Raw genomic sequence first — 12,880 nt, 5'->3', positions numbered from 1 at the left:
CTTTAGACGTTTTTCACGTTATTGTAATATTATAGGCTTTGGTGAGGAGTGAACATAAATGGAAATAAAAATATCAGATGATGCATTAAATTGGTTTAAAGAGGAAGTCGAGTTAACGGAAGGTGATACCGTAAAGTTTCAAGCAAAATACGGGGGATCAAGCCCTATTCACGAAGGTTTCTCCCTAGCATTTCAAGTGAAGGAGGAACCGGTGGAACCTATCTCTCAAGTAGAGAAGGACGGCATCACCTTCTTTATAGATACAACAGATGCGTGGTATTTCGAGGGATATCATTTATTAGTCAATTATGACGCAGAATTAGATGAAGTCGTTTATGATTATGAAGAGATCCACTAATTTTGGCACCATTGTCCCGCTTTTTTTTAAAGTGGGACAAACTAACATTTATCGTGATTAGAAAAATATTGTGTTATGATTATGTTAAAGTGAGACTTCCAATTTTCCCGATGGTTAACATTGTTTAAAACATCTTAAGGAGGCGTATCTATGGGGGCACAAGAATTCCGCAAGGCGATGAGTAAATTTGCTACCGGAATAACGGTTGTGACAACGGAATTTGACGGTAGTGTTCAAGGAATGACAGTGAATGCATTTATGTCTGTTTCCTTGGACCCTCAATTAATTACTATTTCATTAGATCATCGAACTAATTTTTATGAAAATGCAGATAAAATAAAGCGATTTGGTGTAAGTATTCTTCGTGAGGAGCAACAGGAAATTTCTATGATTTTTGCCAAACAAATCGATAAAGCGTTTCATGATTTTACAATGCTTGATCAGATCCCTGTTATAAATGACGCCTTAACCACACTGGCATGTACGGTGATTAATACAGTGGAAGCTGGCGATCATTTACTATTAATCGCCAAAGTGGATGAGATAAAACTAGATGAAGGAAAACCTATACTCTATTATAATAGTAATTATCACAAACTAGAAAATCCTTAAGCAGGATAAGGAAATGAAAAATCATGACAATTCTCTCAATCATTAAATTATGTGCAACATTACCAAGGAAGAAAGCTCTTTTTCAATTGAATCGTGTAAGTATGCGAGATACACTAGTGTTTTTGTTTTTATTATTCTTTTTTTCCTTTTTACCGAATGCCATTCTTATTATCATCCAATTTGATCCGAGTGTGTCACAACTCTCGTATTCTCAATATTTGCTACAGGTAATCGTTTTTTATCCATTTTTGATGATGTTTCTCGTAATTTCGGGTATTTCGATATTAGCATTAGGCGCATGGCTTATTTGTTTTATGCTAAGGAGAAAGCTTAAATACCAGCAGCTATGGAAAATGACAGGGTTTGCTTCTTTTCTACCGCTATTAGCCTATGTTGTCTTATATTTTACCCCATTGCCAAATATGGCATCAATTACGCTATGTGCTATCTGGTTATATGTTCTTGTCTATCAAATGATAATCATTTATCCGACAAAAAAGTGAGGAGTGAAAATCAGTGACAGCTAACCCTTGGAAGATCACATCAACGCAAACAACCCAAATTGATCGGTTCAAGATAACCATCGATGAGATCATGCTCGCAAATGAAGAGGCAAAAAATTTCTCTTATATACAGTTTCGTGATGGTGTATGTATTCTGGCCATAACAGAGGATCAAGAAATTATTCTGTTGAAGCAATACAGGCATGCTGTTCAGTCATGGGAATTTGAACTCCCTGCTGGCATGATAGAGGACGAGGAAGAGGCTCTTTATGCTGCCAAACGCGAACTGTTAGAAGAAACGGGTTATCAATCACTGGAATGGGAATCCTTCGACTACTTTTTCCCATCCCCTGGGTCTACAACGGAGAAAATTCATTTGTTTTTTGCTAAAAATGCGTTTAAGGTGAGAGACCAAGCATTAGACCCTACAGAGGATATCTCTGTTTCCTTGATTACTCCAGAGGAAATGAGCGGGATGATTACAGATGGCAGATTTAAGCATGGAGCAGGCTTAGCATGCTGGGCAAAATATATATCAAAATATCAGCATTCATTCCTATTATAAGTAAAAACAGTCTAGCAAATACGCTAGACTGTTTTTTATCTATTCCTGAATCATATTTCGAACCTTTTCTACTTCTTCTTGTGGCACAATGTAATAATAGATACCATCAATTTTTGTACCAGATCCTTGTACCTGATAGTTGGTTATTTTTTTCCTTGTATCACTATAGCCATCAAGTAATGCTTTCATATCATCGAACTGGAGACTTGTCGTCATGTTATTTCCCATCACCTCGATGACTTCATGAATTTTAGTGACATTGGCAATGTTTGCTCCACTATCGATAATGCCAGCAATCACCTTACGTTGTCTTTCTGTTCGGCCAAAATCACCTGCTGGATCTTGTTTTCTCATTCGAACATAGGCCAAAGTTTTTTCGCCATCCATCTCAATAGGACCTTTTGTAAAATTATATTTTCCGTCAGACCACTCAATTTCGTTATTTACCGTAATCGTACCGACAACATCTACTAACTCCTTTAAACCTTCCATATTAATTCGAACAAAATAATCAAGCTCTATCCCTAGGAAGTTTTCTACCGTCTGAACAGACATATCTGCTCCACCAAAGGCATAGGCATGATTAATCTTATCCTCATAACCTTCACCTACAATTAACGTACGTGTATCACGAGGAATACTAACAATCTGCATTTCATCCTTCTCTGGCTTTAAAGTTAGCACCATTAATGCATCCGATCTTCCTTTATCATTTCCTCTTTGGTCTACTCCTAGAAGTAGAATATTAAGAGGCTCTGTCGCATTTAGCTTTTTCTTAACCTCTTGCAAATCAATCGAATCAACTGGCTCATGCATTTTCGTATCAACCGTTTTCTCTACATTGTTAATAATAGTCCAAGCATATATGCCTACCCCAACAATAATAAGAAAGATAATGATTAATGGTGTCAAAAGCCACCACTTTTTTTTAGACTTTTTTCGATTAGCTCTCGTTTCCACCTGGTCTTCATCCTATTCTCTTAACTTTAGTCATTATTCTCACATAAATTATAGCACATCGCCCAGAAAAAGTAAGTATTTTTCTAAAGTTGTCAAAAAACAGCTTATTTTGCGAATCCCAAAATAAGCTGTTCTCATGTTCAACAAATTAAGAGTTTAAAAGACTACGATCAGGATAGATCATAATTTTAATACTCGTATCCTTTTCAATTCTAGCTTTTTCAACGGCTTCTTCTATTTGATCCAGAGAATATTGATGGGTAACGATCTGTTCTATATTCATTTCCTGATCACTCAAGCCTTGGATTGCCGCGGGATAGGTGTTGACATATCGAAAAAGTCCATGAACATCATACTCTGAGTCAACTAAATGCGTAATATCGATGCCAATTTCCTCTGCTGCCGGCAGACCGACGAGAACTATCCTTCCACCTCTTCTTGTCACGGTCAAGACGTCCTGTACTGCCCGCGGATTTCCAGACGTTTCTATTGATACATCCATACCTTTTCCAGCTGTCAATTGCTCTAATCTCTCAGCTAATGATTCCTTAGATGGGTCAATCACAGCAGCTACTCCTAATTTCTTGGCTAATTCTAAGCGAAATGGTACAACATCTGTTGCATAAATCTCTTTTACCCCATATAGCCGAGCCGCTTGTATTGTCAACAGTCCTATTGGGCCAAGTCCTGTAATGAGCATACGATCACTAGGCTTTACCTTTCCCCGGTTCATGGCATGCATCCCAACGGAAAACGGTTCGAGTAATGCCCCCGTTTCATAGCTCATCCCATCAGGTAATGGAAAGACAAAATCACTACGGACAGCGACATATTCCGCCCATGCACCATCAACTGGTGGTGTTGCCATAAAAACCACATCTGGACATAAATTGTAGCGACCTTCCTTGCAATAATCACATCTACCACAGGTCACACCTGGCTCTACCGCAACCCTTTCTCCAACTGTTAGATTTCTGACACTGTCACCAACTGCCACTATATCGCCAGCCATTTCATGACCTAAAATGATTGGCTCCTTCACCTCATATCGACCAATTTTTCCATGCTCATAGTAATGAACATCCGAACCACAAATTCCTATACAGTGTACTTTGATTAGGACCTGATCTGCTTGGATTTCTGGAATCAGTACTTCTTTCACTTCTATATCCAAAGGTTTATTTAATACGGCAGCCTTCATCCTATTGCTCACATCTGTCACTCCTTGTATGCTAAATTACAGGATTCTTTTTCATCAGAGCTTAATCCAACGTCTTTCCTCCGCAGATTGTTCAATCGCATCAAGCAATTTTTGATTTTGGACACCATCCTCAAAATTCGGTGCTGGTTGGTAATCCTCTGCAATCCCTCGGAAAAATTCGTCAATTAAATGAATAAACGTATGCTCATAGCCAATGATATGCCCAGCAGGCCAGTACGCTCCAACATATGGATGCACTTCCTCGGTACAATTGATTAAACGGAAGCCTTGTTCTCCTTCCTCATCACTCGCTAAGTAGAGTTCTAGGTTATTCATATTTTCCATATCCCAACGAACAGAGCCTTTCTCCCCATTGATTTCAAATTTATTCTTATTGCGATTACCATTAGCAAAACGAGTTGCTTCAAATGTCCCTAGTGCTCCATTCTCAAATCGAGCGAGAAACGCTACAGCATCATCCACCGTGACCTCACCCATTTTCGTTGAATCGCCTTTCGCACTTAAACCACCCGTCATTTCACCAATTGGACGTTCTTTAATAAAGGTTTCCATTGTCGCAACAATTTCGGTAAATTCTCCAATCAAAAAACGAGCAAGGTCAATACTATGTGCACCGATATCCCCTAAGGCACCAGATCCAGACACTTCCTTTTTCAAGCGCCAGACTAGTGGAAAGCTAGGATCAATGATGAAATCCTGTAAATAATGAGCACGATAATGGAAAATACGTCCAAGCTTGCCTTGTTCGATCAGCTTTTTGGCAAACTGTACAGCAGGGGCAAAGCGGTAATTATGACAAATCATGTGCTTTACCCCGTTCTTCTTCACTGCTGCCAGCATTTGCTCTGCTTCTTCCACAGTTAGCGCAAGAGGCTTTTCTGTAATGATATGCTTACCCGCTTCTGCTGCCGCAATCGCAATTTCGGCATGTGTATGGTTCGGTGTCACAATATCAATCACATCAATATCATCTCGCTCCACTACTTTTCGCCAATCGGTTTCATAGCTTTCCCAGCCCATTTTTTCTTGTGCTTCCTTCACGGCCTCTTCATTTCTTCCAGCAATGACTTTTAGCTCAGGCTTTAATGGATTGTCAAAATAAAATGGTAAATCACGATAAGCATGACTATGTGCTTTTCCCATAAATTGATATCCTATCATTCCAATTCTTACAGGTTTACTTGTTATGCCCACCACATTTCACCAACCTTTTCTTTGATTAATGCATTTTTCAATACTTCTACGGCTTTATGAAACCCTTCCTCAACAGACATTAAACTATCCTCATGCTCGATCGAGATAGCTCCTTCATAACCGATCAGCTGTAATGCACTGATGATTCGCTTCCACTCTTCCTCTCCATGACCATAGCCAACGGTTCGGAATATCCATGCCCTATTTAATTCATCACTGTATGGTTTCGTATCAAGTACACCGTTTGCTTTTGTATTTTGCTCATCAATTCCTGTATCCTTTGCATGAAAATGGTACAGTGCCTTATGCTTCCCTAACTCTTTAATGCTGACAACAGGATCCATCTGCTGCCAATATAAATGGCTTGGGTCAAAGTTAACACCAATTTGGTTTCCACAGACTTCTCTTAATTTTAGGGCGGTTTCATTATTGTAGACAACAAAGCCAGGATGTGGCTCAATCGCTACTCGTACACCGTGTTCCGCCAAGAAGTCATTTTGCTTCTTCCAATACGGAATGACGCGCTCTTGCCATTGCCATTCGAGTACTTCAGGGTGATCATCTGGCCATGCAGCAGTTACCCATACTGGATACTTCGAATGCTCTGATTCTCCTGGGCATCCTGAGAAGGTGATCACCGTATTTACCCCGATCTTTTCAGCAAGTAGGACGGTTTTTTCAAATTGCTTATGATGCTGTTCGCTTATTGCTTTGTTCGGGTGAAGGGGGTTTCCATGACAGCTAAGGGCACTAATTTCTAAGTTTCTTTGCTCAAATGCTTCTTTAAAGGCAGATAGCTTTCCTTCATCTGCTAATAATTCATCGGGATTACAATGGGCATTACCTGGATAGCCCCCTGTGCCAATCTCCACCGTCTCAAGACCTGCTTCTGCTACCTTATCCAAAGCTTCCTCCAATGACTTATCACCAAATAGTACAGCAAATACACCTAACTTCATTTCCATCACCTAATCCTTTCTGCAAAATGATTGGTAAAACTCACTCATCGTTTTTATGCAAAATAGTCCTCAGCTATTCCTTCTGGTAACGGCTCTGGCTGTTTGCAATGGCTTGGAACAATATAATGCTTCCCATCTGATGAGGCATCATGTATCCCATGCATAATATCTAACACATGGTAGGCGAGCGTTCCATCTGTTCTTGCAGTTCGTTTGGCTAAAATAGCATCGACCATCTCAGCAACCCCTAAGCCCCGGCTATTATCGGTAAACCCATGTGTTAAAGGAACCTCAGTCCAATCACTGTCGTCTTTTCTCCGAATCATAACAGGGCCACCGAATGTATTCGGATCTGGAACGATCATGCTTCCTTCTGTCCCATATATCTCGATATGTGGTAATCGATGATGCCATGTATCAAAGCTCATGACCATGGAAGCGACGGCACCATTTTCAAAATCTAAAACACTATTAATCTGTGTTGGAGTATCGACCTTAATCTTCTCGCCATACTTTTCTTTACTAGTAATCGTACGTTCCTTATAGGTCATTTGAGCAGACCCTGTTACGCGACTGATTGGCCCAATTAATGCAATAAGGGCTGTTAAATAATAAGGACCCATATCGAATAAAGGACCACCACCTACCTGATAATAAAAGGCAGGATCCGGATGCCAACGCTCGTGTCCTGGGATCATCATAAACGCCGTAGCTGAAATAGGCTTGCCAATCACACCATCATCCAAAAGCTTCTTACATGTTTGAATCCCTCCCCCTAAGAAGGTATCAGGTGCATTTCCGATATATAATCCTTTTTCTTTGGCTAACTCTAGCATTTTATTCGCTTCTTCTCTTGTAACTGCTAGAGGCTTTTCGCCATATACATGCTTGCCATTTTCCAATGCCTTTATCGCTATCTCCGCATGAACAGCTGGTATCGTCAAATTAATAACAAAATCAATTTCAGGATCTAACAAAAGCTCCTCTGTCGTATAGGCCTTTGGAACCCCATATTCCGCTGCATGACTTTTGGCACGATCAAGCACCAAATCTGCCACGGCTTGAATCGTGTAATTCTTAAAGCGCTTTGCATTTTCCAAATAGATTCGACTAATATTTCCACAACCAATAATACCTACATTTAATTGATTCATGCTTCCACTCCTATCTGCTTGCCCAAGTCATACCTCTTTGCATTAATTGAAGTACCTCTGGCATTTTGACAATTTCCGCGACATGACCTAATCCACAGTAATAAACCTTTCCCTCTCCCCATTTTTTCGTCCATACAACTGGCATATCCACTTCTCCATTTGTTTGATATGGTCCTTCTGCAACAGGGAAACGAGTCGTAGCATGAACATGAATGGCCGGATCAACATGCATATAATATTGCTCAGATACTACTGTAAAATCCTCCATTCCTTCTGTTAACGGATGATCTGGATCCTTGATATGCACCTTGTATTCTACTCCATCATTACCAGGGTGTGCGACCCATTGGCCACCAACCATAAATTGATAGTCTACCTCCATCCGAAAGGAATCACCCATTCCACCATGAAGTCCTGCCAATCCTGTGCCTTGTTCAACCGCTTTCAATAACGGCTGTAGCTGATCCTGTTCGATTGTACCTTGTGTCCAGTTTGGTACAATCAAATCATATTCTGTCAGATCATCTTCTTTCAGTGTCTCTAACGTATCCGTGATTTTAACCTGAAAATCCTTTTCTTCCAATAAACCTGCTAGTATATCTGCTACTTGTTTTGGTTCATGTCCTTCCCAACCACCTTGAAAGATTAATGCTTTTTTCAAGAAAATTACCTCCTATGTTAAAATATTATAGTTAAAATAATCAAAATCAGCTTTTTTATGCTGTCCACTCAGATCCTGTGCGGCCATACCGACAAACGTTCCTGTAAATCGTACATAATCAGAATCGTCGTCTGATAAGTGACCAATGTCTATTTTTTCGCCAATCTGCTGCCATTCATCTGTATCTAATCGGTAGTAAAATTGTAATAAATGATCATGAATGACTGCTTTTAAATAGATTGGTTGATCGTTAGGAAGTGCGATATCCTTTTCTAGCAATTCATCATAGCTTCCATATTTTGTTTCGATGATTCCAATACATTTTCCTAAGGTTTCGTGTTCTGTTATGCGTAAATACACATGATCCTCTGTATCATAATGAATCATCAATCCTGCCATTTGCTGAAAATTTTCTGGTTCAAATTCTACAGAGGTCTCTAATTCTACTTGGAAATGCTCAAGTCGCCTCATTACCATACTCTGACGATGAAACGAATTCATCGATTCTTCCCCATATAGACGGAGATAACCAGGACGGTCTTTAAGCGAATACCATTTTTCTTCAAAAGTCCTTCTTAATGCATTCCAATGTAAAGCTAGTGTCTCTTCATTAAAATCATCGTGAAGCGGAATGGTTGCTGCTTCTGACACTGGCAGATCAGGTGCCGGTACTTCCTTGCTTGGGTTTGGACCATTTTCGATACGAAGCCAATCATCGTCTGTCCAGTAGCATTTTTGTATAGCCGTTTCTCTACCTAAAATACATTTTTTATCGATCACAGGTCGCCCACATAAATGTGCCATATACCATTCTCCATTTTGTGTTTCGACCAAGCAACCATGTCCCGCTTTTTGCAGCTGATCTTCATCAGACTTATCAGAGGTTAAGATCGGGTTCATTGGATCCACCTCATATGGACCAAAAAGCGATCGAGAGCGAGCCATTGTTGCTGCATGATCATATTCTGTGCCACCTTCGGCTGTTAATAAATAGTAGTAGCCATTTCTTTTGTATACGTGTGGTGCTTCCGTTTTTCTTAACTCTGTCCCTTTAAAGATATTTCGTATTGGTCCGACTAATTTTTGCTCTTTAACGGAATATTCCTGTAGAGCAATACCCGCAAAAGAGTTCGTGCCCTTGCGATGATCCCAAATCATATTGACTAACCACTTCTTCCCATCCTCATCATGGAATAAGGATGGATCAAAGCCACTACTATTTAGATAAATCGGGTCTGACCATGGCCCTGTAATACTTTCTGCTGTCACTAAATAGTTATGGGTATCCTTAAATGCTCCCTTTCTACTCTTCACATCCGTAAAAATAAGATAATAAGTTCCAGCTGAATAGGAAAGACATGGTGCCCAAACACCGCCTGAGTTCAAATTTCCTAGCATGTTAAGCTGGGAGGAACGTGTAAGAGGATAACCTATCAGTTCCCAGTTCACTAAGTCCCTAGAATGATAAATTTGTACACCTGGAAACCATTCAAAAGTAGATACAGCTATGTAATAATTATCCTCTACTCGAAGTATCGATGGATCCGGATTAAACCCAAGTAATACAGGATTTTGAATCATTTTCATGGTTGACTCTCCTTCCTTCCGCCTCTAATTGATAGCGTTATCATATTTTATCATGGTTCTATCTGTTTTTCTATATTCTATTATAACTAAGTTTATCCAAACAACAAACTATTTTGCCATATTTATGACGAATTTTTTTTATTTTATGTACTATCCTACCAAACTAGAACTTATAATATAATAAAAATAAAAAGGAAGCGATAGGATGAAACGAAAAATCACGCTGATAGTCTGTTGTTTTATTGGAATAGTATGCCTTCTGTTTGCTTCAGCCTATTACCTTATGAATGCAAGAAGTTTTCAGATTTTTGGAGGACTAACCAATCAAGTAGAAACAGATGAGTTGGTGGTGGCTCTAACCTTTGATGATGGGCCGACTGAAAAGGTAGATGCTATTCTCGCATTATTGGATGATTATCAAGCAAAAGCTACGTTCTTTTTAATAGGGAAGGATATGAAGAACAACCCACAACAAACTAGAAAAATTGTAGAGGCTGGCCATCAAATTGGAAATCACACCTTTTCTCATGAAAGAATGATATTCCAATCACAACAATTTATTAAGCAGGAAATAACGAAGACAGATCAATTAATTCGCGAGGCAGGCTATCAAGAAGAAATTGATTTCCGTCCTCCTTTTGGCAAAAAGCTTTTCGGTCTACCCTATTATTTATCGAAGCACGATCGAGAAACGATTACATGGAACATAGAACCAGATACAGCAGAGGATAAGTTAGCGTATGTGCAAGAAAAAATAGAACCAGGCTCCATTATCCTTTTACACCCGATGTATGATCAATCAGGTGAAGAGCTTCAGCTATTGGAAGAAATCCTTCAATTATTAACGAGTCAAGGCTACTCCTTTATTACAGTGGATGAATTGCAGAATTTATAAGATAGACTAATTGTGAATTCTAATCAAATTCTCATTTTTCTCTTATTCTTCTCTCATTTCTAAAAGGTATAGTGAAGATGAATAGAAATGAAGGAGGAAGAAAACATGAAAAAAGTACTATTAGTAGGAGCAGCTGTCACAACCGTTATTTTTGGTGGAGTCACGATTGCATGGGCTTCCACTGATAATCAGGAAGCGATAACGGCCGAACAAGCTTTGAAAACAGCATTTGCGCAGGCTGACGGATTTATCGAGGAGGTTGACCTTTCCTTCGAAGAGGATGATCATTATTACGAAATAGAAATCGAAAGCAGAACCGGTGAATATGAATTTCAAGTCGATGCCTCTACTGGAAAACTACTGAAATCACAGGATCGTACCAAGGAAGATGCAGAAGAGTATGATGATACGCATTATCCAAATAAGCCAGCCAATCTAACATCCTTTACTGAGTATAGTACAGTCGTCGAACAAGTCGACACAAACGGATTAACATTCCATTTGGAAAAAGATAATCCCGGGAGTCGAATTATGTTTCTTGTCAATGGGGATAAAGAGAAACGGTACAAAATCATCTACAAAAAAGAGGAGCATTTTCTAAAAATTATTGATCTAATGGAAAATGACCAAGTATACAGTGGATTTATTTCTTAGGATAGCGATCTATTTGCATTCCACTCTAGATAGGAAGATAATAGGATAGAGAAAGTAGAGAAAGGAAGCAAATAATGGGATCTACACATGAATTTACGCTAGGAGAAGAAATCGCCAATGCTATTACCCATGGCATTGGAATGGTATTAAGTATTGCGGGATTAGTCATTTTGATCGTAAATGCCTCACTATTCGGAACACCATGGCATATTGTTAGCTTTACTTTATTTGGTGTGACGATGGTATTACTTTATACATCCTCGACTCTTGTACATAGCTTACCAAAGGGAAGAGCGAAAAATATTTTTGAAATACTGGATCATTCTTCGATTTATTTTTTTATTGCCGGATCTTACACCCCATTCTTATTCATCATTGTTAAAGGCTGGGAAGGCTGGACACTTTTTGGCGTCATTTGGGGGCTAGCCATTGGCGGGACTGTTTTCAAGGTGTTTTTCGTCAAGAAATTTTTAATGATTTCTACCCTTCTTTATGTTCTGATGGGCTGGCTAATTGTATTTGTATGGCCACCACTTGTCAACAACCTACATCCCAATGGGTTAATGCTTTTAATTATCGGCGGTGTGCTGTACACAGTTGGGGCTGTCTTCTATGTTTGGCGAGGCTTCAAATACCATCATGCAATTTGGCATTTATTTGTATTAGGTGGTAGCATTACACACTTCTTTAGTGTACTATTATATGTTTTACCACTTTATTAAAATGCTGCTGTTACACTCCCTTTAGATAGCTGAAGGGAGTATTTTTTTACTCAGAGCATCGTTTGTTATTTTTATTTTGGTTATCTCGTTTGATCGTTTGATACAACCATTATTATCTTGGTTATCTCGCCCCTAATAGACCAACCCCCTGCTCCCCCTTAAACGCCCTTAATCAAGAAATCAATTTCAAGCCAACAACCGATCCGATGATTAATAAAAGGAAGAAGATTCGTTTTCTATCCTTCGGTTCATGAAAGAACAACATACCAACTAGTACTCCACCTGCTGCACCTATTCCTGTCCAAATTGCATAAGCGGTACCCATGGAGATCGTTTCTAGAGCATAGGTTAAGCCAACAAAGCTAATCATAAAGCTTACGATCATCCCCAATAAATCGAATCCCTTTTTCGTCATATGCCATCTGCTAATCATCATCACACCCGCTGTTTCGAATAAACCTGAAAGAACAAGTATAATCCAGTCCATTACGCTTCTCCTCCTTTATCCGCATGCTGATCTGTCGTTATTTTCAAACCAATTACTCCCACTAAAAGAAGCACAATAAGCAAAATCTTTCCGAGATGGAATTCTCCGCCAAAAACGAGCATCTCCATGGAAACAGTTCCTGCTGTCCCGAGCCCAACAAACACTGCATAGCTCGTACCTGCAGGAAGCTTTTGTCCACTCATTATCAGAAAATAAAAGCTGATAACAATAGCAACAAATGTGCCTGACCACTCCAGAACACTATCCGCATGTTTTAAACCAATCACCCATATTACCTCGAAAATTGCTGCAATAAAAACCTTTAACCATTCCTTATACATAAAAAA

Annotated in this window: 16 protein-coding genes; 7 read left to right on the top strand and 9 right to left on the bottom strand. The window is 39.3% G+C overall.

Annotated features, from left to right (window positions below):
- The first annotated feature begins 58 nt into the window (after positions 1-58).
- The 4 genes from ACZ5R4_RS17825 to ACZ5R4_RS17810 all read left to right on the top strand — a co-directional run bounded on the left by ACZ5R4_RS17825 (position 59) and on the right by ACZ5R4_RS17810 (position 2,038).
- Positions 59-358: a HesB/YadR/YfhF family protein gene (locus tag ACZ5R4_RS17825; protein ID WP_054788549.1), complete on the top strand. Its 300-nt coding sequence runs from the start codon at positions 59-61 to the stop codon at positions 356-358.
- A 150-nt stretch (positions 359-508) separates the two neighbouring features.
- Positions 509-970 carry a flavin reductase family protein gene (locus ACZ5R4_RS17820; RefSeq protein WP_054788548.1) on the top strand — a complete coding sequence of 154 codons (462 nt, stop codon included), beginning with the start codon at positions 509-511 and terminating at the stop codon, positions 968-970.
- A gap of 23 nt (positions 971-993) precedes the next feature.
- Positions 994-1,473: a hypothetical protein gene (locus tag ACZ5R4_RS17815; RefSeq protein WP_277678117.1), complete on the top strand. Its 480-nt coding sequence runs from the start codon at positions 994-996 to the stop codon at positions 1,471-1,473.
- A 13-nt stretch (positions 1,474-1,486) separates the two neighbouring features.
- On the top strand, positions 1,487-2,038 hold the full coding sequence (locus ACZ5R4_RS17810; RefSeq protein ID WP_464367741.1) for an NUDIX hydrolase: 552 nt from the start codon (positions 1,487-1,489) through the stop codon (positions 2,036-2,038).
- A gap of 39 nt (positions 2,039-2,077) precedes the next feature.
- Here the strand turns inward: ACZ5R4_RS17810 and ACZ5R4_RS17805 are convergent, their stop codons facing one another.
- From ACZ5R4_RS17805 to ACZ5R4_RS17775, 7 genes are all read right to left on the bottom strand, one after another.
- Positions 2,078-2,998, bottom strand: a complete 921-nt coding sequence (locus tag ACZ5R4_RS17805; protein WP_109983051.1) for an LCP family glycopolymer transferase — start codon at positions 2,996-2,998, stop codon at positions 2,078-2,080.
- Positions 2,999-3,146: 148 nt separating this feature from the next.
- Positions 3,147-4,199 (bottom strand): alcohol dehydrogenase catalytic domain-containing protein, encoded by a 1,053-nt coding sequence (locus tag ACZ5R4_RS17800; protein WP_054861094.1) that lies wholly within the window; start codon positions 4,197-4,199, stop codon positions 3,147-3,149.
- 54 nt (positions 4,200-4,253) lie between these two features.
- Positions 4,254-5,408 (bottom strand): Gfo/Idh/MocA family protein, encoded by a 1,155-nt coding sequence (locus ACZ5R4_RS17795; RefSeq protein ID WP_109983087.1) that lies wholly within the window; start codon positions 5,406-5,408, stop codon positions 4,254-4,256.
- Positions 5,405-6,373: a TIM barrel protein gene (locus ACZ5R4_RS17790; RefSeq protein WP_054861095.1), complete on the bottom strand. Its 969-nt coding sequence runs from the start codon at positions 6,371-6,373 to the stop codon at positions 5,405-5,407. The genes ACZ5R4_RS17795 and ACZ5R4_RS17790 overlap by 4 nt, the downstream gene beginning before the upstream one ends.
- A gap of 53 nt (positions 6,374-6,426) precedes the next feature.
- Entirely contained in the window at positions 6,427-7,527 is a 1,101-nt protein-coding gene (locus tag ACZ5R4_RS17785; protein WP_464367740.1) for a Gfo/Idh/MocA family protein, read from the bottom strand.
- A 10-nt stretch (positions 7,528-7,537) separates the two neighbouring features.
- Complete coding sequence (locus ACZ5R4_RS17780) at positions 7,538-8,188, bottom strand: ThuA domain-containing protein (RefSeq protein WP_109983054.1); 651 nt, start codon at positions 8,186-8,188, stop codon at positions 7,538-7,540.
- A 12-nt stretch (positions 8,189-8,200) separates the two neighbouring features.
- Positions 8,201-9,775, bottom strand: coding sequence for a glycoside hydrolase family 43 protein (locus ACZ5R4_RS17775; protein WP_464367739.1), 1,575 nt, complete (start codon positions 9,773-9,775; stop codon positions 8,201-8,203).
- A 205-nt stretch (positions 9,776-9,980) separates the two neighbouring features.
- Between ACZ5R4_RS17775 and ACZ5R4_RS17770 the strand changes: the two genes are divergently transcribed.
- The 3 genes from ACZ5R4_RS17770 to trhA all read left to right on the top strand — a co-directional run bounded on the left by ACZ5R4_RS17770 (position 9,981) and on the right by trhA (position 12,046).
- Positions 9,981-10,670 carry a polysaccharide deacetylase family protein gene (locus ACZ5R4_RS17770; protein ID WP_054861054.1) on the top strand — a complete coding sequence of 230 codons (690 nt, stop codon included), beginning with the start codon at positions 9,981-9,983 and terminating at the stop codon, positions 10,668-10,670.
- A gap of 105 nt (positions 10,671-10,775) precedes the next feature.
- Positions 10,776-11,324: a PepSY domain-containing protein gene (locus tag ACZ5R4_RS17765; protein ID WP_464367738.1), complete on the top strand. Its 549-nt coding sequence runs from the start codon at positions 10,776-10,778 to the stop codon at positions 11,322-11,324.
- Positions 11,325-11,398: 74 nt separating this feature from the next.
- Complete coding sequence (gene trhA / locus ACZ5R4_RS17760; protein ID WP_464367737.1) at positions 11,399-12,046, top strand: PAQR family membrane homeostasis protein TrhA; 648 nt, start codon at positions 11,399-11,401, stop codon at positions 12,044-12,046.
- A gap of 172 nt (positions 12,047-12,218) precedes the next feature.
- On the opposite strand, the gene ACZ5R4_RS17755 is transcribed toward trhA, so the two are convergent.
- Entirely contained in the window at positions 12,219-12,533 is a 315-nt protein-coding gene (locus tag ACZ5R4_RS17755; protein ID WP_054861056.1) for a DMT family transporter, read from the bottom strand.
- Complete coding sequence (locus ACZ5R4_RS17750; protein ID WP_054788542.1) at positions 12,533-12,874, bottom strand: DMT family transporter; 342 nt, start codon at positions 12,872-12,874, stop codon at positions 12,533-12,535. Before ACZ5R4_RS17750 ends, ACZ5R4_RS17755 begins: the two co-directional genes overlap by 1 nt.
- Between the last annotated feature and the right edge of the window lie 6 nt (positions 12,875-12,880).

This window comes from Gracilibacillus sp. JCM 18860 (genome assembly GCF_055395245.1).
The sequence above is the reverse complement of the archived record's forward strand: the minus strand, read 5'-3'. Positions and strand labels throughout refer to the sequence as shown.